At 52.4% G+C, this 20,218-nt stretch carries 16 protein-coding genes; 8 read left to right on the forward strand and 8 right to left on the reverse strand.

The window, feature by feature from the left end; all coding sequences use genetic code 11:
- Nucleotides 1-44: 44 nt before the first annotated feature.
- Nucleotides 45-1,253 (reverse strand): pepsin/retropepsin-like aspartic protease family protein, encoded by a 1,209-nt coding sequence (locus tag FW415_RS04030; protein WP_148383007.1) that lies wholly within the window; start codon nt 1,251-1,253, stop codon nt 45-47.
- 74 nt (nt 1,254-1,327) lie between these two features.
- Here FW415_RS04030 and mqnC point away from each other — a divergent pair, with 74 nt between their 5' ends.
- The 3 genes from mqnC to FW415_RS04045 all read left to right on the forward strand — a co-directional run bounded on the left by mqnC (nt 1,328) and on the right by FW415_RS04045 (nt 3,979).
- Nucleotides 1,328-2,482 carry a cyclic dehypoxanthinyl futalosine synthase gene (gene mqnC, locus FW415_RS04035; protein WP_246858906.1) on the forward strand — a complete coding sequence of 385 codons (1,155 nt, stop codon included), beginning with the start codon at nt 1,328-1,330 and terminating at the stop codon, nt 2,480-2,482.
- A 203-nt stretch (nt 2,483-2,685) separates the two neighbouring features.
- Nucleotides 2,686-3,333, forward strand: coding sequence for a hypothetical protein (locus FW415_RS04040; RefSeq protein WP_148383009.1), 648 nt, complete (start codon nt 2,686-2,688; stop codon nt 3,331-3,333).
- Between the two features lie 103 nt (nt 3,334-3,436).
- Complete coding sequence (locus tag FW415_RS04045; protein WP_148383010.1) at nt 3,437-3,979, forward strand: GNAT family N-acetyltransferase; 543 nt, start codon at nt 3,437-3,439, stop codon at nt 3,977-3,979.
- Between the two features lie 10 nt (nt 3,980-3,989).
- Here FW415_RS04045 and FW415_RS04050 read toward each other — a convergent pair whose 3' ends face one another.
- On the reverse strand, nt 3,990-4,883 hold the full coding sequence (locus FW415_RS04050) for a hydroxypyruvate isomerase family protein (RefSeq protein ID WP_148383011.1): 894 nt from the start codon (nt 4,881-4,883) through the stop codon (nt 3,990-3,992).
- A 98-nt stretch (nt 4,884-4,981) separates the two neighbouring features.
- Between FW415_RS04050 and FW415_RS04055 the strand changes: the two genes are divergently transcribed.
- Complete coding sequence (locus FW415_RS04055; protein ID WP_148383012.1) at nt 4,982-5,287, forward strand: hypothetical protein; 306 nt, start codon at nt 4,982-4,984, stop codon at nt 5,285-5,287.
- Here FW415_RS04055 and FW415_RS04060 read toward each other — a convergent pair.
- Nucleotides 5,284-8,097, reverse strand: coding sequence for an outer membrane beta-barrel protein (locus FW415_RS04060; protein WP_148383013.1), 2,814 nt, complete (start codon nt 8,095-8,097; stop codon nt 5,284-5,286). The two genes, FW415_RS04055 and FW415_RS04060, sit on opposite strands and share 4 nt — an antisense overlap.
- Before the next feature lie 39 nt (nt 8,098-8,136).
- Nucleotides 8,137-8,991: a GLPGLI family protein gene (locus FW415_RS04065; protein ID WP_168208657.1), complete on the reverse strand. Its 855-nt coding sequence runs from the start codon at nt 8,989-8,991 to the stop codon at nt 8,137-8,139.
- A gap of 161 nt (nt 8,992-9,152) precedes the next feature.
- On the opposite strand from FW415_RS04065, the gene FW415_RS04070 reads away from it, so the two are divergent.
- Both FW415_RS04070 and FW415_RS04075 read left to right on the forward strand, forming a co-directional pair.
- On the forward strand, nt 9,153-10,706 hold the full coding sequence (locus tag FW415_RS04070; RefSeq protein ID WP_168208658.1) for a cell wall metabolism sensor histidine kinase WalK: 1,554 nt from the start codon (nt 9,153-9,155) through the stop codon (nt 10,704-10,706).
- A 20-nt stretch (nt 10,707-10,726) separates the two neighbouring features.
- A complete protein-coding gene (locus FW415_RS04075; RefSeq protein ID WP_148383016.1) occupies nt 10,727-11,413 on the forward strand; it encodes a response regulator transcription factor in 687 nt (228 codons plus the stop codon).
- Nucleotides 11,414-11,432: 19 nt separating this feature from the next.
- Here the strand turns inward: FW415_RS04075 and FW415_RS04080 are convergent, their stop codons facing one another.
- Nucleotides 11,433-15,161 (reverse strand): DEAD/DEAH box helicase, encoded by a 3,729-nt coding sequence (locus FW415_RS04080; RefSeq protein ID WP_148383017.1) that lies wholly within the window; start codon nt 15,159-15,161, stop codon nt 11,433-11,435.
- 219 nt (nt 15,162-15,380) lie between these two features.
- Between FW415_RS04080 and FW415_RS04085 the strand changes: the two genes are divergently transcribed.
- Nucleotides 15,381-15,827 (forward strand): DoxX family protein, encoded by a 447-nt coding sequence (locus tag FW415_RS04085; RefSeq protein WP_148383018.1) that lies wholly within the window; start codon nt 15,381-15,383, stop codon nt 15,825-15,827.
- A gap of 151 nt (nt 15,828-15,978) precedes the next feature.
- Here FW415_RS04085 and FW415_RS04090 read toward each other — a convergent pair whose 3' ends face one another.
- The 3 genes from FW415_RS04090 to gcvT form a co-directional block, all read right to left on the reverse strand.
- Nucleotides 15,979-16,707, reverse strand: coding sequence for a 2-phosphosulfolactate phosphatase (locus FW415_RS04090; RefSeq protein WP_148383019.1), 729 nt, complete (start codon nt 16,705-16,707; stop codon nt 15,979-15,981).
- 10 nt (nt 16,708-16,717) lie between these two features.
- Entirely contained in the window at nt 16,718-17,191 is a 474-nt protein-coding gene (locus tag FW415_RS04095; RefSeq protein WP_148383020.1) for an SRPBCC family protein, read from the reverse strand.
- Nucleotides 17,192-17,284: 93 nt separating this feature from the next.
- Nucleotides 17,285-18,373 carry a glycine cleavage system aminomethyltransferase GcvT gene (gene gcvT / locus FW415_RS04100; RefSeq protein WP_148383021.1) on the reverse strand — a complete coding sequence of 363 codons (1,089 nt, stop codon included), beginning with the start codon at nt 18,371-18,373 and terminating at the stop codon, nt 17,285-17,287.
- A 201-nt stretch (nt 18,374-18,574) separates the two neighbouring features.
- On the opposite strand from gcvT, the gene FW415_RS04105 reads away from it, so the two are divergent.
- Nucleotides 18,575-20,203: a M20/M25/M40 family metallo-hydrolase gene (locus tag FW415_RS04105; RefSeq protein WP_148383022.1), complete on the forward strand. Its 1,629-nt coding sequence runs from the start codon at nt 18,575-18,577 to the stop codon at nt 20,201-20,203.
- Nucleotides 20,204-20,218: the final 15 nt, after the last annotated feature.

Below are 20,218 nucleotides of genomic sequence, written 5' to 3' on the forward strand. Positions count from 1 at the left end.
TCCGGTTGCGCCCAAACATACAAAGTTAAAACAAAAGCAGCTAGCTACAATATGCTCCGGATCGGGAGTTTCTTAAGGAGCAGCTTCCCGTCGCGCAGCAGCAGCAGGGTGGGGCGTGTGCCGATGTTCTTGAGCTGGTCCCGGTACACCTGCAGGCTATTGGAGAAGTTGTTGTTCACGGCCAGAATAAAATCCCCTTTTTTAAATCCGGCCTTTTCCGCAGGGGAGCCTTTTATCACATCCGTGACCTCTATGCGCCCATCTATCAGGTAGATGATCAGTCCGGTATAGGAATAGTCGAACTGGTCCCGGAAATGGGTGTTGGGCATCAGGTATATCTCTTTGCGGGCATAGTTGAGGGTGATGTTGAACCTTCTCAGCAGGTCGTTGCCGATCATGCCGCCGAGAGAAGGGTAGGATGTGATATTGGTCACATCATCGAACAGGTAGGTAGGCACGTTCCGGAAATTGTAGATGCCAACCCTGAATTCGGTGATGGTGGTGATGAACATCTGCATTTTGCCGCCAAGCCCCTGTGCTTCGGTGGGGATCACCTTTACTTTCCGGCGCTGCAGCAGGGAGCTGTCTTTCACGAACCGGGTACTGAGCAGCAGGCACATCCCGGCGCCGGTATCAAAATAGAACCTGTGGCTGGTTTCGCGCTTGCCGCTGCGCATCGGTGAACTAACCACCGGAATGAAGGTCAGGTTGGGCCGCATGAGGTGCCCTCCGCGGGGATACCGGAAGTTGCCGAAGGTGTACACCAGTATCAGTTCCTTGTCGTAGTCGATATGCACGATGTATTTGCTCAGAAAGCTGTAGCCAATGATCCCGTCTATCTGGAGGCCGTACACCTGGCTGATGAGCTGGTAGTCATTGACGTGAAAGTCAAGACTGTCTATACTCAGCCCCGGAAAGTGCAGTGTGCGGTCGTGTGCGAAGGAAATGTTCTTGCTGGCGCCCAGCCCGCGTACGATCTTGTCTGAGGGTGTCAGGTCGATGCCCAGCCTGATGCAGGTGCCGGTATCCAGCGAAATGCCCGCGCTGCCGGTATCCAGCAGGAACTGAAGGGTGTCGGGATATTCATCCAGCTTTGCCTCCAGTACCACAACACCACCATAATACTGTCTGAAGGGGAAACTGGTGACGAATTGTGCTTCCGGCTCCGTCGTGGTTTCGTCCTGGGCATATACAGTGATATTGCACAGCAGCAGGCTCAGGATAATACATACGTGGAAGTAGATCTTGTGCATAACAGTAACAGGCTCTCCATTAAATTTAGCATTTTACTTCCTGAATACCGCAGCGGATTTATACGAACGGCAAAATGCCCACTTTTCTTACCTTTGATGTCAAGATGCAATTACAGGATTTATACAAAAAGGCGCAGCAGTTTGAGTTTCTGACGGCGGAAGAGGGTGTTTACATGTTTGAACAGGCGCCGCTGGCGGAGCTGATGCAGATCGCCAATGAGTTGCGGAAGCAGCAGGTGCCGCATGGCAAGGTGACCTGGCAGATAGACCGGAATGTCAATACCACCAACGTCTGCACCGCCAACTGCAAGTTTTGCAATTTTTACCGGATTCCCGGCCATAAGGAAGCCTATATCACTGAAATTGATGAATATAAGCGCAAAATAGACGAAACCCTGAAATATGGTGGCGACCAGCTGTTATTGCAGGGCGGGCATCATCCGGAGCTGGGTCTCAGCTTTTATGTGAACCTCTTCCGTGAACTGAAAAGCCTGTACCCGGAACTGCGGCTTCACACCCTCGGCCCCCCCGAGGTGGCGCATATCACCAAACTCGAAAAAAGCACGCATATCGAAGTGTTGCGGGCTTTGCAGGAAGCGGGAATGGACAGCCTGCCGGGCGCCGGCGCCGAGATACTGAACGACCGGGTGCGCCGCCTGATCTCCAAAGGAAAATGCGGGGCACAGGAGTGGCTGGATGTGATGCGGGCTGCTCATAAACTCAATATCGCCACCTCCGGCACCATGATGTTCGGGCATGTGGAAACGGTACTGGAACGTTTTGAGCACCTGGTGGACATCCGCCAGGTACAAAGCGAAAAACCGGAAGGGCATTACGGCTTCACCGCCTTCATCCCCTGGACGTTCCAGGACGTGGATACCCTGCTGGCCCGTATCCGCGGTGTACATAACATGACCACCTCCGAAGAATACCTCCGCATGATCGCCATGAGCCGTATCATGCTGCCGAATATCACCAACATTCAGGCTTCCTGGCTGACGGTGGGCAAATCCGTGGCGCAACTGTGCCTGCACGCCGGCGCCAATGATTTCGGGTCTATCATGATCGAAGAAAATGTGGTCAGCGCAGCAGGAGCGCCGCACCGTTTCACCTATAAAACCATCCAGGATGCGATCCGCGAAGCAGGATTTGAACCGCAGCTGCGTACACAACTTTACCAGTTCCGGGAGATTCCCCCGCAGATCGAGGAGCAGGTGATCAACTACTAAAAGCAGGCATTACAACAACGTTTTTTCTTCGTTTTTATTGTGTCGCGCCGCCTTTACAACCGATTGTATTACATATACTTAAAGGGCCTCACGGCCCTTTTTTCATTCCTTTAACAGTAACGCCAAATTATTGTTAAAGCAGGAAACGCCATGTATCTTTTGCACCCTGTTTACCGTCTAATAGATACTAAAACACTCGAGCGATGAAGAACGAAATGAAATTTTTAAGCGTGGGTGTGCTGGCAGCGGTAGTGTTATTCCTGGCTTCCTGCTCCGGCACAAAGGTCACTTCTTCCTGGAAGGAGCCGGAAGTGAAGCTGGACCAACAACAGAAGATCATGGTGCTGGCCCTCGTAAATGACAGGCAGGACGCTCTCCGGAAGAATATAGAAGCGGAAATGACCGCGCTGCTGAAACAACGCGGCTACGATGCCGTTCCGGCATTTGCCACATACCGGAAAGAAGACCTGAAAGGGCTCTCCGAACAAAATGCCATCAACAAGATCCGAAGAAACAATATCGACCAGGTACTGACCATTGTGATGAAAGACAAATCGAAAGAGAAAAGTTATGTACCGTCCAACGGATTTTATGGTCCTTTTCCCATGTATTACGGCCGGTTCTGGCCCTATTACGGCATGATGAACGACCGCATCTACCGCCCGGGGTATTACACGACCAATACAAGGTACTTCCTGGAGGGCAACCTCTACAGCATGAAAGACAACAAGCTGCTGTATTCCGTGCAAACGGAAACCTTCGACCCCTCTTCTGCCGCAAGGATGGCTGTAGTGTACAGCCAGCAGGTGGTAAAGGATATGACGAGACAGCAACTGATCACCAAACGTTAGCGTAGTACAGTACCGTCATAATCAAAACTGACAGGTGATCTGCCCCCGGGTGGATTGCCTGTTGGTGTTTTAAGGGGGTTTGTTTACCTTACCGGTCTCTGTTATGTTGGAACTCAATGTAAATGAAAATATCCGGCTGAGGCAATTACAGGTGGAAGATGCGCCCGCGCTGTTCCAGCTGATACACGCATCCCGGAAAAGCCTGCGGCGCTTTCTGCCCTGGGTGGACTACACAACAAAAGAAGACGATTCCCTGCGTTTCATTGAACTGATGCAGCGTAAAACAGATGAAGAGGAAGCCGTAGCTTTTGGCATCCTGTACAACGATACGTTATGCGGGGTAGTGGACCTGCACGACTGGGACCATGCGCTGCAGAAAGCCGAGATCGGTTACTGGCTGGCACCGGCCTGGCAGGGAAAAGGAATCATGCTGCATAGCTGCAAAGCACTGATCGGTTACGCATTTACCGCCTTGCGGCTGAACAAGGTAGAGATCCGTTTTGTGCTGCAGAACGACAAAAGCGCACAGATACCCATCAAACTGGGATTCACCAGGGAAGGCATTCTGCGGCAAAGCGCAAAGCTGCACGGGCATTATGTGGACATGGTAGTGATGGGCATGCTGCGGCCCGACTGGAAATACTGAGCCGCCCGGATCAGATATCGCAGATCCCTACGGCCTGTTTCAGCGAACCCAGCTTGTCCGGGCGCTTGGGCACAAATTCCTGCGCCACAAAGCCTTTAAATCCGGTATCGAGCACGGCCTGCATGATGGCGGGGTAGAACAGCTCCTGTGTTTCATCGATCTCGTTGCGGCCCGGCACTCCGCCGGTATGGTAATGCGCGATGTATTGCTGGTTCTCCCGGATGGTGCGGATCACATCGCCCTCCATGATCTGCATATGATAGATATCGTACAATAATTTAAACTGATCGGAGCCGATAGCCTTGCAAAGCTCTACCCCCCAGGCGGTATGATCACACTGGTAATCGGCATGGTTCACTTTACTGTTCAGCAGCTCCATAACGAGGGTGACCTTTTTCTTCTCCGCATAACCCATGATCTTTTTCAACCCGGAGGCACAATTCTCCAGCCCCTGCTGATCATCCAGCCCGTCACGGTTACCTGAAAAACAGATAAGGTTCGTGAATCCGGCCTTTGCCGTTTCATCGATCATATGCTGAAAGTATTCGACCAGCTTGTCGTGATGCTCCAGGCGGTTCCAGCCCCTGGTAATGCCCCAATCCTTGTTATTGCTGGCTACCATGGCGCAGGTAAGGTCATATTTCTTTGCCGTGGCAAAGTCATCCGGCCCCAGCAGGTCGATGGACTGTATACCGATGTCTTTAGCGGCCTTGCACAGCTCTTCCAGCGGAATGCCGTTATAACACCAGGCGCAAACGGAGTGATTGATCCTGCCTTTCAGTTTTTCGCCTACTGCATTTTCATGCGCGGCTACGCGATTGGTGAGGGAAGAGAGGGCGGTGCCTGCCAGAGCCATAGTTGCTACTTTTTTGATCGCATCTCTGCGGGAGTGATGGGTTGTCATATCCACGTGGTTTACAGGGGTGAATTTAACAGAAATTTTTAGTCTGTGAAAGTAACATTTTGGTAGGCTATTTGATTATACTATAAAAAACTGTGCAAATGGAAAGAAAAGCTACCCCCAGTTTGCTTGTTTGCCTGGTGATGGACCTGATCGGCTGCGCCAGTTATGCGGTGCCGCTGCTGGGAGAGGTCAGCGATGTGACCTGGGCGCCGATATCCGCTATTGTCTTTTACCGTTTGTTTGGCGGGCCGGTGGGGATGTTCGGCGGGCTGTTCAACTTCATTGAAGAACTGTTTCCCGGCCTTGACTTCATCCCTACCTTTACCATCAGCCGCCTGGTGATATATCTGCTCAGGCAACGGCAGCCTTATCAGCATGATCTTCAAGCCGGAAAACGGGCCTAGAAGCGCATTCTTCCGCCTCCGCCGCCCCGCATTCCACCGGGCAAACGCATCCCTTCTCCGCGATTGCGGGAAGGCCTGCCGCCAAAGCGGTTCAGGAAATACGTGAAACTCACCATGAAATACTGCTGCAATACCATCGTCTGCGAATCCTCAATATAGTTGTCTTGCACCGTTCTGGACACGCTTACGTTCTGGTTCAGCAGGTCGAATACCTGGAATTTAAGCAACCCCTGTTTCTTTTTGAACATCGATTTTCCCACGAACCCGTTCAGCATTGTGTACTGCACATTATATCCTTCCCCTCTCCCCGTGTTCGCGGTATAATCGCCATCGGCGCCGATACTGAAGCCCAATGGCAGGTTTACGTTCGCATCCAGACTGAAACCGTAGTTGAGGTAATTGTAATTGGCTGTTTTATCGATGCTGAAACGGGCGGAATTATAGTTCACATTACCGCCGGCATTGATATCCAGCAGATCTTTATAGGCAAACACGAGATTGGCGCCCTGCATGATATTGAGGTTGCCCGTGAAGTTCTTCTGGTTGTTCACAAAACTCACTCCACGGCTGTAGCTGACGGAGGTATTGGAATTGAGACTGAGCTGCTTGTCCTGCACCTTGCTGAGCGTGAAGCCATTCACCACATAGGCATTCATGCTATAGGCGCCGTTGACGTTCACCGGCTGGCTGATCTGTTTTCCTTCTTCCGTGAGGAATGTGGCGTTCACGATCTGGTTCAGCACCATGTTGCCGCCCAGGGAGGCAAAAAAGCTGCGCATGCTCACCGGGTCGAAATTATTGAAGGTAATGTTGAGGTTATTGGTAAACGTTGGTTTCAGATCAGGGTTGCCTAAACGGATGTATAGCGGATTGGAGTTGTCCGGTACCGGCTGCAGCTGCTCCAGGCTGGGCTGCTGGGTTTGCCCGCGATAGGAAAGGCGCAGCCTTTTGTTCCGGGAAAAATTGTAGTTGAAATGTGCCAGCGGCGCAAAGTTCACGGTACTTTGCGTGATGATGCTGTCTTTTGTGATATTCTTGCTGTTGAGATTGTTGAATTGCAGATTGAGGCCGAGTGTGTAGTTATATTTCAGGCGCTGCGTTTTTACGCTGAGGCCCGCCTGATGATTGCTGTAGGTATTGTTGAAGGCATTGGTCAGGCTGTCGTCCAGAACGTCATACACATCGCTGATCTTGTCCTTGTCATAAGTGCGGCGGTCCGTTGAACTGAAATTGTTGGTATAGCCGTAGTTGGCTTCCAGAAACCGGTCGTTCCCCAGCGGCTCCGTGTAACTCATGCGCACCCCCAGCCTGCGGCTGCTGTTGGATTGCAGCACTTTCTGGTCTATGGAATCAGTGAAGCGCGTGTTCTTCAGCTCATAAATGGTTTGCGACTGGTTGACGGATTCCCTTTCCGTGCTGCTGAAGCCGAAGTTCAGGTTGGCGCTGAACGTCCGGCCCTTTTTATCGAATTTCTTGCGGAACAGCGCATTTCCGCTGAAGTTCGGGGATTTTGCGGAAGACGAGTTGTAGGTCTGCCCGGTATTCACCGTGTCCCGATCGTTATTCAATGTGGTGTTTCTGCTTTGGGAATAGCTATCGCCCGAGCTGTAGCTGAAATTCGGTGTAATGAGCAGGGAATGCGAGGAATCGATATCGTACTCGATGCGCATGTTGGCACTGTGGCTGCCGTTATTGCTGAGGGAAGCGCTGTTATGGTCCACGTAAGACGATGAATCCGGCTTGGGTTTGTTGGTACGCTGGCTGATGGTTTCATTCTTCCGCTGTACATCGCTCATAAAATAGCTGCCGCTTACACGGAGTTTTTTGGAAAATTCATCACTGAAGTTGATGCCGCCATTCCAGTTGCGCATCAGGCCGTTGCCGCCGTTGGAACTGCCGCCACTGTTCCCCGCACCTCTCATTCCGCCGCCGAAGTTGAAGCCGTCGGAAAAGGTGAACCCGGTATTGTTCACATTATTGCCGCCACCCAGAACGGACAGCTGCTGCCCCTCCCGGAACCGGTTGAAGCTGGCGTTTGCGGAAAAACGGTCATCACTCCCATATCCTGCGGTGGCACGGCCGAAGACGCCCTTTCGCCGGTCCGGCTTCACGGTGATATTGATGGTTTTTTCCCGTTCTCCGTCATCAATGCCGGTGAACTGCGCCTGTTCGCTTTTCTGATCGATGAGCTGGATCTTGTCCACAATTTCCGCCGGCAGATTGCGGGTGGCCATTTTGGGATCGTTGCCGAAAAATGGCTTTCCGTCCACCAGCACTTTCTTCACGGTTTCCCCATTCGCGGTGATCTTCCCTTCCCTGTCCACCTGCACGCCCGGCAGTTTCTTAAGCAGCTCTTCTACCAGGGCGTTTTCGCGTGTTTTGAACGATCCCGCGTTGAATTCTATGGTATCTTCCTTTATCACGATGGGCGGTACGATCTTGATGATCTCCACTTCCTCCAGGTCCAGCCCTTTGTGCCGGAGCGCAAGATTGCCGAGGTCCACCAGGCCGGTGGTGTCTTTTATACTGATCTTGCGGGCCAGCTGCTGGTATCCCAGGAATGATACAACGAGCAGGTAATTTCCCGGCTGCGGGTTTTTGATGGCAAAAACGCCATCCGCGTCGGACACCACACTGGTGAAAACCGCGGAGTCCTTTGCCATCAGCAGGGCCACTGCGGCATTCGGCAGCGCTTCCTTGCTGTTCGCATCTGTCAGCTTTCCTTTGATCTGGCTTTGCCGGGTCTGCGCCGAGGTAACGGCAGTAGCGGCCAGTAACGCCATGGTAGCGAGTAAAGCTCTTATCTTCATATCTAGGGGATAAAGGGTTGATCCGTTCTGCCGTTTTTTTTATTCGGCAGACATCTGTGTCTGAAATCTTTCCATTTGTTCGTTGGCGAACTGCTGCATAATCTGACGCCTTTTCTCTTTCAATTCTTCGCCGGTAATTTGCTCTGCGTCTGCAGGAAGGCTTACATCCGCCAGGGGAACGGGTTTCAATTCCACTTTTTCTGCTACGTAGGACCGTCTGCTGCTTTCGATGGACAATACTACCCCTTTTTCCGGAAGCACGCCGTTAACCGGAGAATACGTAAACGGGATGTCCGTTGTGTACCAGAGCACAAAGGTCTCTTCGCCCTGTTTGGCCGTGGCCTTGTGACAGGTATATCCGGCAATCACCTTCGTCCGGGAAGATTTTTTCAGGGTAGCGGGCTCCTTGAAATCTTCCTCGGAATACCAGGTATGCTTCACCACACTGTCCTTCATCTCTTTCAATACGTTCTGGTATTTTTTCCTGTCAAGATCAATATACGATGCGTTGCTGAGAGGAGGTCGCAGTGAGGACGGGGGGCGGACGGAGCGGGTAACAGGCATGCCGCCGGGGACCGCGGACGTGCTTGCCACAGCGCTGAACATTACCGGACCACCCATGGGGCCACCGCCCTGGGCTTCAACTTTTACCTTTCCGCCCGAAAAGGAGATCACCTGTTTGGAATCGATCACGTCGGGAAGGTCCATAGGCGTGCCGTCCGGGTTCATCGGGGCGGCCGCACCCGAGGTACGCACGCCATTTTCTATTCTTACAACGCGCATCTCGCTCATATCTATCCGTGAGGTCATGGTATATGTTATCGTTCCTGATGTTGTCTGTGCCTGTACGCCGGTTACGGTCGCGAGCAGAAGGGCAAAAAACGTTGTTTTCATGATCATGCGGTTTTGTACTGTAAAGTTGCAGTATGCTGTGGAGGACAGCGGTTAAGCAGTCTTATTTACTGTTAAATAGTGTTAAGCCCTGATCGGAGATGCTCCGGAATTGGATAGCTTTACATCCGATGCGTAACAGAATCCGAAATATACTTATCCTGATGTGTACCTGCATACTGGGTATTTTTGCCTTTCAGGGTTACTGGCTGTATAATTCCTACCGCCTGAATCTGGAAGGGTTTCATAAGGATATCAACGATGCGCTCCGCATGGCGGTGTTCAATAAGCAGTTTACGGATGCCGCGCGGTATATCCGTTACCGGACTTCCGGCGCTTTTCCTTCTGCCGCCTCCGTCCCTGTCGTTCCCGGGCAGGGTATGAGCACAGTGGTTTACCTTGAAACGCATACCATAGAGGATTCTTTACCGGGGCGGGCCGGGGTGGCGGGACGCGTAATTGAAGGCAGGCTCGCCGAAGACATACAGCCGGAGAAAGGGTCGCGTGTTCATGCGAACCCGCCTTTCCGCAAAAGGATGCGTACACAGCACTGGACAAGGAGCGACAGCATCTACCGTACAGATTCGGCGCGGCCGGGAATGGTTGCCATGCGCGCCATGGCGCTGGACGATGCCGGAACGCGGGTATATGCGGATTCCATGGCCCAGAGCATTTCCAATATGCTTATCCTCAACAAATTCTACGGAGAGCAATTCTCCATTCAGAAGCTGGATTCCGCTTTCACCGGCGAACTGCTGAGCCGCGGCATTACAACGGACTTCCGGCTGGATACCATGACCTTTCCCGGAAGAGACTCCGTATCCGTAACGCGGGAGCATCAGCCGGACCTGCTGAAAACGGCCCGCATCCCCTTCAACCCGCTGAGCAACATCCTTGTGCAGGCTTCTTTTAACAGCCCCATGAGGCTGATCCTCGGGAAAATGACGGGCACCCTGCTCAGCTCCGCGATCCTGCTGATGCTCACCGTGCTCTGTTTCCTGTATATGCTGCGCACCATCCTCCGGCAGAAAAAATTGTCAGAAGTGCGGAACGACTTCATCAACAATATGACGCATGAGCTGAAAACGCCCATCGCTACCGTATCGGCTGCGGTGGAAGCCATGCAGAACTTCAACGCGCTGAACGACCGGCAAAAGACCCGGCAGTACCTGGATATTTCCCAACAGGAGCTGCAGCGCCTGGGCGACCTGGTGGAAAAAGTGCTCCACATCGCCGCAGAAGAAAAAGAAGATATGGAACTGTTCCGCGAACCGGTGGACCTCAACGAGCTGATCCGCCACATCATCGTCAACCACCGCCTGAAAGCCAACAAAAAAGTGGATTTCACCTATACCATGCTGGCCGATCCGGTGGTGAATGTGGACAAAACCCATCTGTCCAATGCGCTCAACAACCTGGTGGACAATGCGATCAAATATTCCCGCGACCCTGCGGAGATCACGATCCGCGTGGCCCGGCAGCAGGACCGGTTGCAGGTTTCCGTAACGGACAACGGCATCGGTATCCCGTATAATTATCAGGACAGTATCTTTGAAAAGTTCTTCCGTGTGCCTACGGGCAATCTGCACAACGTCAAGGGTTTCGGGCTGGGGTTGAGCTACGTGAAAAAGATCATCGAGAAACATGGCGGCAGTATCCGCGTGAAAAGCGAGCCTGAAAAAGGCAGCGAGTTTTTACTGGAAATCCCCCAGGTATGACCCCTTTAAAAGAAAACATCATGAATGCGAGCATATTACTGGTAGAAGACGAATGGCAGCTTGCGCAGATCGTGAAAGACAGCCTGGAAATGCGGGGCTTCCGCATGTTCTGCGCGAAGGACGGGCGGGAAGGGCTCCTGCTTTACCAGGAGCAAAAACCGGATGTCATTGTGCTGGATATCATGATGCCCAATATGGACGGCTTTACGTTCACCTCCGAGATCCGGAAGGCGGACAAACAAACGCCCATCATCTTCCTGACCGCCAAATCGCAGACGGCGGACCTGGTGAAGGGTTTCGAGCTTGGCGGTAATGACTATCTGAAAAAACCCTTCAGCATGGATGAGCTGATCGTGCGTATCCGTTCCCTGCTGAGCCGCTTCCAGGCATCCGCTCCCGCAACGGAAGAAAGCACGGTGGTTGCCATTGGCCAGTACAGCTTCAATTACACCAAGCAAACGCTTACCCGCAACAATATCTCCGAATTTCTTTCCCACCGCGAAGCGGAGGTGCTGTGGCGCCTGTGCAAACACCGCAACCAGGTGATGGAGCGGAAGCCGATACTGATGGACCTCTGGGGCGATGATAATTTCTTCAATGCGCGCAGCATGGATGTGTTCATCACCAAGTTACGGCGTTACCTGAAGGAAGACCCGCGCATACAGATCGTGAACATCAGGGGCGTAGGCTACAAACTGATCAGTTGAACATGCCCGTTGCTCCGGGTTAACTGAAGAGGTAGAGCACATCTTCTTTGGAGAGCTTCTTGATGAAGCCGGAGTCGTCCGCAATGATATCTTTCACGAGCGATTTTTTTCGTTCCTGCAGTTCCAGTATTTTTTCTTCCACGGTATCCTTGCAGATCATGCGGTAGGCGAAGATGCTTTTCGTTTGCCCGATACGGTGCGTACGGTCGATGGCCTGCTGTTCCACCGCGGGGTTCCACCAGGGGTCCACGATGTACACGTAATCCGCAGCCGTGAGGTTCAAACCCACGCCACCGGCTTTGAGCGAAATAAGGAATACCCGGCAATCTTCGTTGTTCTGGAAATTCTGGATGGCCTTTTCCCGGTCTGTGGTGGAGGTGCTGCCGTCAAAATACTCATAGGGTATTTTCATGTGCGTCATCCGTTCGCGGATCAGGCCGAGCATGCCCAGGAACTGGCTGAACACCAATACCTTGTGATGCCCGCTGTTTTCGGCTATTTCGCGCGTCAGCTCATGGAGCTTGACGGAGTGGTTAGGGTATTTCTCAGCTTCATTGAGGATGGCCGGCGAGTCGCAGATCTGGCGCAGTTTCATCAGCCCCTGCAGGATCGTCAGCTGGCTGCGTTCCATGCCCTGGTCTTCTATCACGCCTAATATCTTGGAACGGTACGTGTTGCGGTAGGCATCGTAAATATGCCGCTGCTCGGCGTCCATCTCGCAAAAGATCACGGTCTCGATCTTCTCCGGAAGGTCTTTGGCCACCTGCTCTTTGGTGCGGCGCAGGATAAAGGGATAGATGAGCTTTTTAAGATGCTCTTTGCGCTCCTCATCCTGGAACTTGTCGATAGGCGTGGCAAATTCATTGCGGAAGAAGTCCACACTCCCCAGCATGCCGGGATTGAGGAAGTTCATCTGCGCATAGATATCGAAGGTGTTGTTCTGCATCGGCGTACCGCTCAACGCAATGCGGTTGCGGGTATTCAGCAGCTGCGCGGCCTTCGTTACTTTGGATTGCGGATTTTTGATCGCTTGTGATTCATCGAGTATCACATAATCGAAATCCATTTTCATCAGCAATTGCACATCACTGCGCAGGGTACCGTAAGTGGTGATCAGCACATCGAATTTCTGCAGTTCACCGGAATCGCGCATACGGGCGGGGCCGTGATGGATATGATAGGTGATGTCCGGCGTGAATTTTTTGATCTCGTTCTCCCAGTTATAGATCAGCGTTGTAGGGCAAACTACCAGTACCAGGCATTGCTGGTTGATGTTCTTGTAATGCTGAACGAAGGTGAGGGCCTGTACGGTTTTACCAAGACCCATATCATCGGCCAGGATACCGCCCCACTTCACTTCATCCAGGTAATTCAGCCACTGGAAACCGCTTTCCTGGTAGGGACGGAGGTTGGCGTTCACATTCGCGGGCAGGTCCACCGTTCTGATCTCATCGAACTGCAGCAGTTTGCGGCGTTTCTCATCCAGTTCCACAAGAATGGCTTCATCATCAATGAACTCGTACAGTTCATCGATCACGGAGAAGTTGTATTTGCTCAGCTTCAGTCCGCCGCCTTTATCTTTTTCTTCCCCAACCTTGAAGAGCAGGGAATATTTTTTCAGCCATTCTTCCGGCAGCAGGCCCAGGGTACCGTCCGCCAGTTGCACGTAATTCTGTTTGTTGGCCAGTGCCCGCTTGATATCGCGGATGCCTACTTTCTGATCGCCATACAGCACTTCCACCTGCGCATCAAACCAGTCGATACCCGAACTGATCTGCAGATTGGTGACCGGCTTGGCCTGGTTGAAGCGGAAGTTGCGCAGGTTGTCGAACCCGAAAATGCGGACATCCATTTCCTTCAGCGCGTCAAAGAAGAGGAAAAACCAGTTGTTCTTCAGGGCTTCCTTGGAGCGGAGGAAGAAATAATTGTAGTTGCTGAGATTGGCAAAATTGGTATGGAGGGTGCGCAGCCTGGCCACGAAAGCGTTCTCTGCTTCCTTGTTCCGGTGAATAATGAGCACTTTATTCCCTTCCTGTACGGTGATGCGGGTATCGTCATTCCATTCCACTTCATGCCCGTGATAGGAAAAGCCGGGCTGGATCACGAAGGTCTCCCCCATTTCCTTCAGGTACACGCGGCTTTCCGGCACTACATCGTCCACTTCGGAGAGCAGGGCGGAATCGAACTGAACCGCATAGTTCTTTCCGAGGGGCAGCATGACATCTTTCAGGAAGTCCTGCCACTCGGAGGACGGTACTTTCAGGGCGCTCATTTGCTGGTAGCGCATGATGCTGATGCTGTCCTGGGGGTTTTTGAAATGGTAGATGCTGCCGTTGTGCAGGAAAAGCATGGGGCTGGCCCACTGGTTTTCGGAAACGTTCACCGGCTGGTCTTCAATATCCACCCAGGCGGTCACTTCCACATGCCCATCGGCCGATGATGCTTTGAAATATGGCTGCAGCGGCTCTTCCTCCACCTGTACGGGTTGCAGGTTCTTGGTCTTGAAGCTCTGCCCGTCCCGCAGGAGGAATACCAGGCGGTGTTCCGTTAGCATGGGAAACAGTTTTACCAGCTTTGGGTGCAGGTATTCAACGATCAGCTCCATGGTTTCCATGGGCAGGCCGTCTTCGTTCTCATGCATGATATTGTCCCAGATGCCGGCGAAAGGCGAGTTCTTGTTGAGGAACTTGCTCACTTCCGCATGCTGGATCTTTCTGATGGGTGTGATAAGGTCGCGGTCCCGTTCCTTGAACTGGTAGAAATCCACGTATTTCCCAAGGTCCAGTTTGCTCACGAGGGAAACGAATTCCGTTTCTTCTTCATTGGCGTCTCCGCTGACCAGTTCTGCCTGAAAATAGGGGAAGAGGGTATCGTTCGCGTTCAGCACCACGCCGAGGCGGCGTGTAACCGTGATCGTTTCTTCCTCCGCAGGCTCCTGTTTCACCGGTACCGGTGCTTCCACTTTTTTGATGGACGGGTCCAGCACGCGCAGGAAGGGTTTGCCGTTAAGATAGGAAAATGTGAATTTCCCCTCGAGGTCATCATTCAGGGAGTATCCGTAAAGTGCCAGGAGCTTGTTCTTTTCCTTGTCCCAGTTGCGTAAAGTATCGAAATAGAACGGGCCGTGCGCATTCAGCAGCTGCAGGAACAGTGCGGTCTTGTGCACGCAAAGCGGATGCTCATGTTCATCGCAGACGCAATGGGTATCGAAATTCCTTTCTTCGTTGCGCTGCAGGATGAGCGTATATTTTTTGCCTTCAAACTTCAGCTCCGCCTCTACTTTTTCATCTTTTGCCGATTTGATGACGGCTTGCGTTTTCCGGAGGATGCGTTCCGCTTCCGCCATGATAGCGCTGGAAGTCAGGAGCTTCACCGTTTTCAGGTCTATCGATTTCATTTTGATCAGCGTATGCTGCTGATCGTATTGCGTTTCGTAAGATTCAAAATGATTCCTGTCCAGCATTTCCTGCAGCTGGAAGAGCGCAGCGGCCTCATGGCGGCAGATATCGCCGAGATTGTAGGGGCACTGGCAGCGAACGCTCATGGTTGCCGGCTCATGGTATTTGCTGATAGACACCTTGTAATAGTTGGCGTGGGTATCGCTTTTTACGCGGAATATGGCGGATTTCAGCACCGGATCTCCTTCCAGTAATTCCACGCCGCCTGTGGCGAATATGCGTTTACCCCTGCGGATCACCTCATCAGTGCCGTTATTATAAACATATTTTAATAAGTGGGGTAGCGACATGCTTTTCCTGCGATTGCCTCCTTTTACACGAACCGGGGCTATAAATTCTGTTTAAACGGCTCGTAAAAAGGCAATCCACAAAAGTAAGCATAAAATTTCAAATCGGGGCCCCTCCTGTGGCCCTATACGAAGCCATTTCAAAAAAATGTGCAACTCAAACGGTAATTTATCCATTGAGTGAGGGGGCAGGAGCGCACTACTTTTGTAAAAAACTTTTCTATGGGAAACACACGCACTATTGACAACGAAAAAGCCCTGAACCTTGGCTATCTGATCCTCCGCCTTGGCGTGGGCGTGCTGTTCTTTATATTCGGCTGGATGAAGTTTGCCGGTGGGGAGCAGTTATGGCAGGGTGTAGGCAGCGCAATGGGAACACTGGGCATTACCGCCTGGCCGGTTTTCTGGGGGTTGCTGGCCACTGCGGCCGAATTCCTGGGCGGACTTTTGCTGATACTGGGCTTGTTCACCCGTTTCGCCGCGCTTTCCCTGGTGCTCACCATGATCGTGGCGGTAGTCTTTAAGCTGAGCACAGGCGCAGGAATGGCGGAATTTTCCTCTCCATTCACCATGCTGCTGGTCAATATTTTCTTTATGCTGGCCGGTGGCGGGGTGTATTCAGTGGACCATATCCTGAAACTGAAAAAACGGTCCGCTTCGATCGTATAGTGAGCTTGCTCAAGACGCAGCCTGCTGTCACGGGCAGATACAGCGCATGCAGCAAAAGCGGCACAGCCAAACTGAAATGCCCCCGGAAAGTCAGCTGCTTTCCGGGGGCATTTTTATAGCTGGAAAATACGATAACGGACCCGGCAGCGCTCTACTTCCCTTCGATCACCAGCTCCCCATTCCGCAGGATGGGCAGTACATTGGCGCCGTCGTTGGTCAGGCAGTAGCGGATATCTTCCTCCAGGCCGAATTTAGCGAGCCGCTGGAAATGCGAGGCTTGTTTCATATAGCCGAAAATATCGGCTTTGGCGGAGTTGTACAGTGTTTCGGCAGTCAGTGCGGAATCGCAGTTCATCTCAAAATGCGTTTTTATCCGGCTGACCACAGCGCCGGCAAACAGGGTATCTTCCATGTTCACCCTGTCTTTCCAGGCGGCGCACCCCAGGATCACATTCTGCCCCTGCCCGATCAGGTATTCACATACCGCAGAAATATTGGGGAAGGAACCGGTGACGATCTGTATGGCATCCTTTGCCATATGCAGCAGCTTCGTGCCGTTGGTGGTGGTCAGCACCAGCACTTTCCCGCCGATAAATTCGTTGGGGTATTCAAAGGGGGAATTGCCGTGCAGCAGACCATCAGCGATCTTCCCGTCCCGCTCCCCGGCGGTGATGGCATTGAGCAGGCGCCCGATGCTTACGCATTCTTCAACGCTGGCCACAGGTATCACTTTAGCCGCACCGTTGTAAAGGGCGGTGCAGATCGTTGACGTGGCACGCAGTACATCAATAATTACAACAATACTGTTCTTTACATCGAACAAATGCAGGAGGGCGGGTGATAAACACACTTCCAGCCTGGGTTTGGTATTCTCACTCATGCTTTGTTTTTTAATCCAGGATCACTCTCCACTTTTCAGACTCCGCATATTCCTTAATTATTTTATTCCGTTGCTGCAGCAGCCGTGTCATGTATCGCTTCAGATATATCTTTTCAAACCACTTGCCAAAAATGCTGTACGGCGCCGCGAATTCAAATATATCCATCATCACGGTACCATTCTCGATTTCCCGGAAATGGTGCTCATGCTTCATATAGGCAAAATCCCCTTTTTCCATTTCATCGCAGAAATACGTGTGTTTCTGCATGGCCGTGACCCTGACGGAGAGCTCCCGCATTTTCCGCAGGTGCTTTGCGCGCCAGGTAACCGTCTCATCAAATTCGATCAACCCGCTCGTCCGGCCCTTGATGGCCTGTTCCTGGCGATGTTCCATGCTGCGTTTGTGCAGCGTGATGCTCCGGCTAAGGTCAAAGACCCTGGATGGCGGAGCATGAATGACCGTGGTCAGATGAATAAGCGGCATAGCAGTGATATGGTTTAAAGATATGGTCTTGATGTTGCCGGCAGGCTTTCAATAACGCCGCATTTTCCCGCTAAATTGTATGCCCTCTGCGTATCAGCTGAGGAACGGCACCTTGGAAACACGGGCTTTCAGCGCTTTGTCCCGCACGGCGATATATATTTCTGTGTCAAGTGCTGCGAATGCTGTTTTCACATAGCCCAGCCCGATAGCCTTTTGCAGGGAGGGAGATTGTGTGCCGGAGGTTACCCTGCCGATGACATTGCCTTCTGCGTCTTTGATCTCGTAATCGTGACGGGGAATGCCTTTTTCGATCATTTCAAAACCCACGAGCTTCTGCTGCGCGCCTTCCGCTTTCACTTTCTCCAGGATGGGACGGGCAGTGAAGTCTTTGGTGAATTTGGTGATCCATCCCAAGCCTGCTTCGAGCGGATTGGTACGGTCATCGATATCGTTCCCGTAGAGGCAGAAGCCCATTTCCAGACGCAGGGTGTCACGGGCGCCCAGGCCGATGGCTTTGATGCCTTTATCCTTCCCGGCTTCAAATATAGCGTCCCAGATCTTGTCTGCCGCGCCATCTTTGTCCTCAAAATAGATCTCCACGCCACCCGATCCGGTATAACCCGTTGCGCTGATCAGCACATTTTCCACACCGGCAAAAGTGCCTTTTACGAAAGTATAGTACTTCAGATTGATGATATCCTTGTCTGTCAGCGTCTGCAATGTGCTGGTGGCATTGGGCCCCTGAATGGCCAGGAGACAGGTTTTTTCGGAAATGTTGTGCATTTCCACCCCTTTGGTGTTGAAGCCGCTGATCCAGTTCCAGTCCTTTTCAATATTGCTGGCATTGACCACCAGCATATACACGTTATGCTCTTCAATGCAATACACCAGCAGATCGTCCACGATCCCGCCTTCCGCATTGGGCAGGCAGCTGTACTGGGCCTTGCCGGCAGTGAGCTTTGCGGCGTCATTGCTGGTCACCCGCTGGATCAGGTCCAGGGCGTTCTCTCCCTTGAGGATGAATTCACCCATGTGGCTAACGTCAAAAACGCCCACGCTGTTGCGTACTGTTGCATGTTCATCATTGATGCCGGTGTAGGATATCGGCATATTGTATCCCGCGAATGGAGCCATTTTTGCTCCCAGTGCAATGTGCTTGTGCGTAAAGGGCGTGTTTTTCATCCTTTTGTCTTTTTTTGATCATGGAACGGCCGTAGCGCCGTTTTCATGTGTTGGTTGTTTTTGATGCTGTTTGGTTTGCTCCCCTGCGGGGCCGCGCAAATTTAGTATTTAAGTTTGACTAAAAGATAAAGTCGGGGCGGAGCAGGACAATCCCGTGATAAATACATCAATTGGCCTATTTTTACCAAAAATTCCCCTGCAGTGAAAAAAAGTTACCTGTTACTCCCGCTTGTTTGTATAACACTGGCGGCGTACCCGCAAAAGAAAGCAGACCGTAGAATATTGGCGAACCTGCAATCCCATGTGACTTACCTTTCGAGCGACAAGCTGGAAGGCCGCCGCACCGGAACTGCCGGAGAGCAGCTGGCCGCCGCATACATCGCGGAACAGATGAAGCTGGCCGGCCTCAGCCCCAAAGGCGCCGAAGGTTATCTGCAACCCTTCATCGTCCGGGAAGGGAGAGACCCCGGCCCGCAAACGCTCCTGTCCATCAACAATACCAGACTCGTTCCCGGTGAGGACTTCCTGCCGCTCCCCTTCAGCGCCGTCAAAGCGGCAAAAGGGGAAGTGCTGCCCGGCGTGAATGAAGTAGATAATATCTGGCTGATCGATGTAAAGGAATGGGAGGATGGCAATAACCCGCATGCACTGGCACAGGAAACCTACATTAAAAAGGCAAAGGACGCTAAAGAAAAAGGTGCCACCGGTGTTGTCTTCTACAATGGCCCCGAAGAACGCAGCTCCGTTGCGCGGTGGCTGGATCAGCCGGGGGGCGAAACACTCACCATCCCGGCCGTCTGGTGCAATGAAAAAACCAGCGCGCTCCTGGGAGCAGGCGATGCAGGCGGATTCGAGATAGCCATGCAGGTGGATTTCAAGCCCGTGCGGCGCACCGGTACGAATGTGGTCGGGTATGTGGACAACCAGGCCGCCACCACCATCGTGATCGGTGCCCACTACGATCATCTCGGGTATGGAGAGGACCGGAACTCCCTGGCCCCCAACGAAAAAGCCGTCCACAACGGCGCGGATGACAATGCCAGCGGCACTGCCGCCATGCTGGAACTGGGCCGGATGCTCAAAACATCGAAACTGAAGAACAACAACTACCTGCTGGTAGCCTTTTCCGGGGAGGAACTGGGGCTGTTCGGCAGCAAATACTTTACGGAAAGCAATATCATCCCGCCGGGCAATGTAAATTATATGGTGAATATGGATATGGTGGGACGGCTGAATGACGAAAAAGGCCTGCAGGTCGGCGGCATAGGCACATCACCCGCCTGGGGCGCAATCCTGCAGAAAAGCCTGCCCTCGTCCCTCAAAGTGCATTACGATTCCTCCGGCACCGGCCCATCCGATCACACCTCGTTCTATCGCAAAAATATTCCCGTGCTGTTCCTCTTTACCGGTACGCATGCAGATTACCACAAGCCAACGGACGATGCGGACAAGATCAATTACAACGGCGAGCTCACCGTACTGAAACTTGTGTACGAGATCGTTGAACAGACCAATGCGCGGGAACGCCTGGCCTTCAGCAAGACCCGCGAAATGCAGATGGGCGCCAGTACCCGTTTCACCGTAACCCTCGGCATCATGCCGGATTACACTTATAGCAAGGGGGGCCTCCGGGTGGATGGCATCTCCCCCGGAAAACCGGCAGAGAAAGCCGGGATGCAGGCAGGCGATGTGATCGTTCAACTGGGTGAAACCCCTGTCAGCGATGTGGAAACCTATATGACCGCCCTGTCAAAATTCAAAAAAGGAGACAAGACCACCGTAAAAATCAAGCGGGGGGAAGAAGTCAACGTTTTTGATATCCATTTTTAAATCCGGTTTTTATAA

Source organism: Chitinophaga sp. XS-30 (assembly GCF_008086345.1).
Taxonomy (GTDB): Bacteria; Bacteroidota; Bacteroidia; order Chitinophagales; family Chitinophagaceae; genus Chitinophaga.

Coding starts and splice junctions, on each gene's coding strand:
- FW415_RS04030 (WP_148383007.1), bottom strand. CDS start 1,253: ATGCACAAGATCTACTTCCACGTATGTATTATCCTGAGCCTGCTGCTG.
- mqnC (WP_246858906.1), top strand. CDS start 1,328: ATGCCCACTTTTCTTACCTTTGATGTCAAGATGCAATTACAGGATTTA.
- FW415_RS04040 (WP_148383009.1), top strand. CDS start 2,686: ATGAAGAACGAAATGAAATTTTTAAGCGTGGGTGTGCTGGCAGCGGTA.
- FW415_RS04045 (WP_148383010.1), top strand. CDS start 3,437: ATGTTGGAACTCAATGTAAATGAAAATATCCGGCTGAGGCAATTACAG.
- FW415_RS04050 (WP_148383011.1), bottom strand. CDS start 4,883: ATGACAACCCATCACTCCCGCAGAGATGCGATCAAAAAAGTAGCAACT.
- FW415_RS04055 (WP_148383012.1), top strand. CDS start 4,982: ATGGAAAGAAAAGCTACCCCCAGTTTGCTTGTTTGCCTGGTGATGGAC.
- FW415_RS04060 (WP_148383013.1), bottom strand. CDS start 8,097: ATGAAGATAAGAGCTTTACTCGCTACCATGGCGTTACTGGCCGCTACT.
- FW415_RS04065 (WP_168208657.1), bottom strand. CDS start 8,991: ATGAAAACAACGTTTTTTGCCCTTCTGCTCGCGACCGTAACCGGCGTA.
- FW415_RS04070 (WP_168208658.1), top strand. CDS start 9,153: ATGTGTACCTGCATACTGGGTATTTTTGCCTTTCAGGGTTACTGGCTG.
- FW415_RS04075 (WP_148383016.1), top strand. CDS start 10,727: ATGAATGCGAGCATATTACTGGTAGAAGACGAATGGCAGCTTGCGCAG.
- FW415_RS04080 (WP_148383017.1), bottom strand. CDS start 15,161: ATGTCGCTACCCCACTTATTAAAATATGTTTATAATAACGGCACTGAT.
- FW415_RS04085 (WP_148383018.1), top strand. CDS start 15,381: ATGGGAAACACACGCACTATTGACAACGAAAAAGCCCTGAACCTTGGC.
- FW415_RS04090 (WP_148383019.1), bottom strand. CDS start 16,707: ATGAGTGAGAATACCAAACCCAGGCTGGAAGTGTGTTTATCACCCGCC.
- FW415_RS04095 (WP_148383020.1), bottom strand. CDS start 17,191: ATGCCGCTTATTCATCTGACCACGGTCATTCATGCTCCGCCATCCAGG.
- gcvT (WP_148383021.1), bottom strand. CDS start 18,373: ATGAAAAACACGCCCTTTACGCACAAGCACATTGCACTGGGAGCAAAA.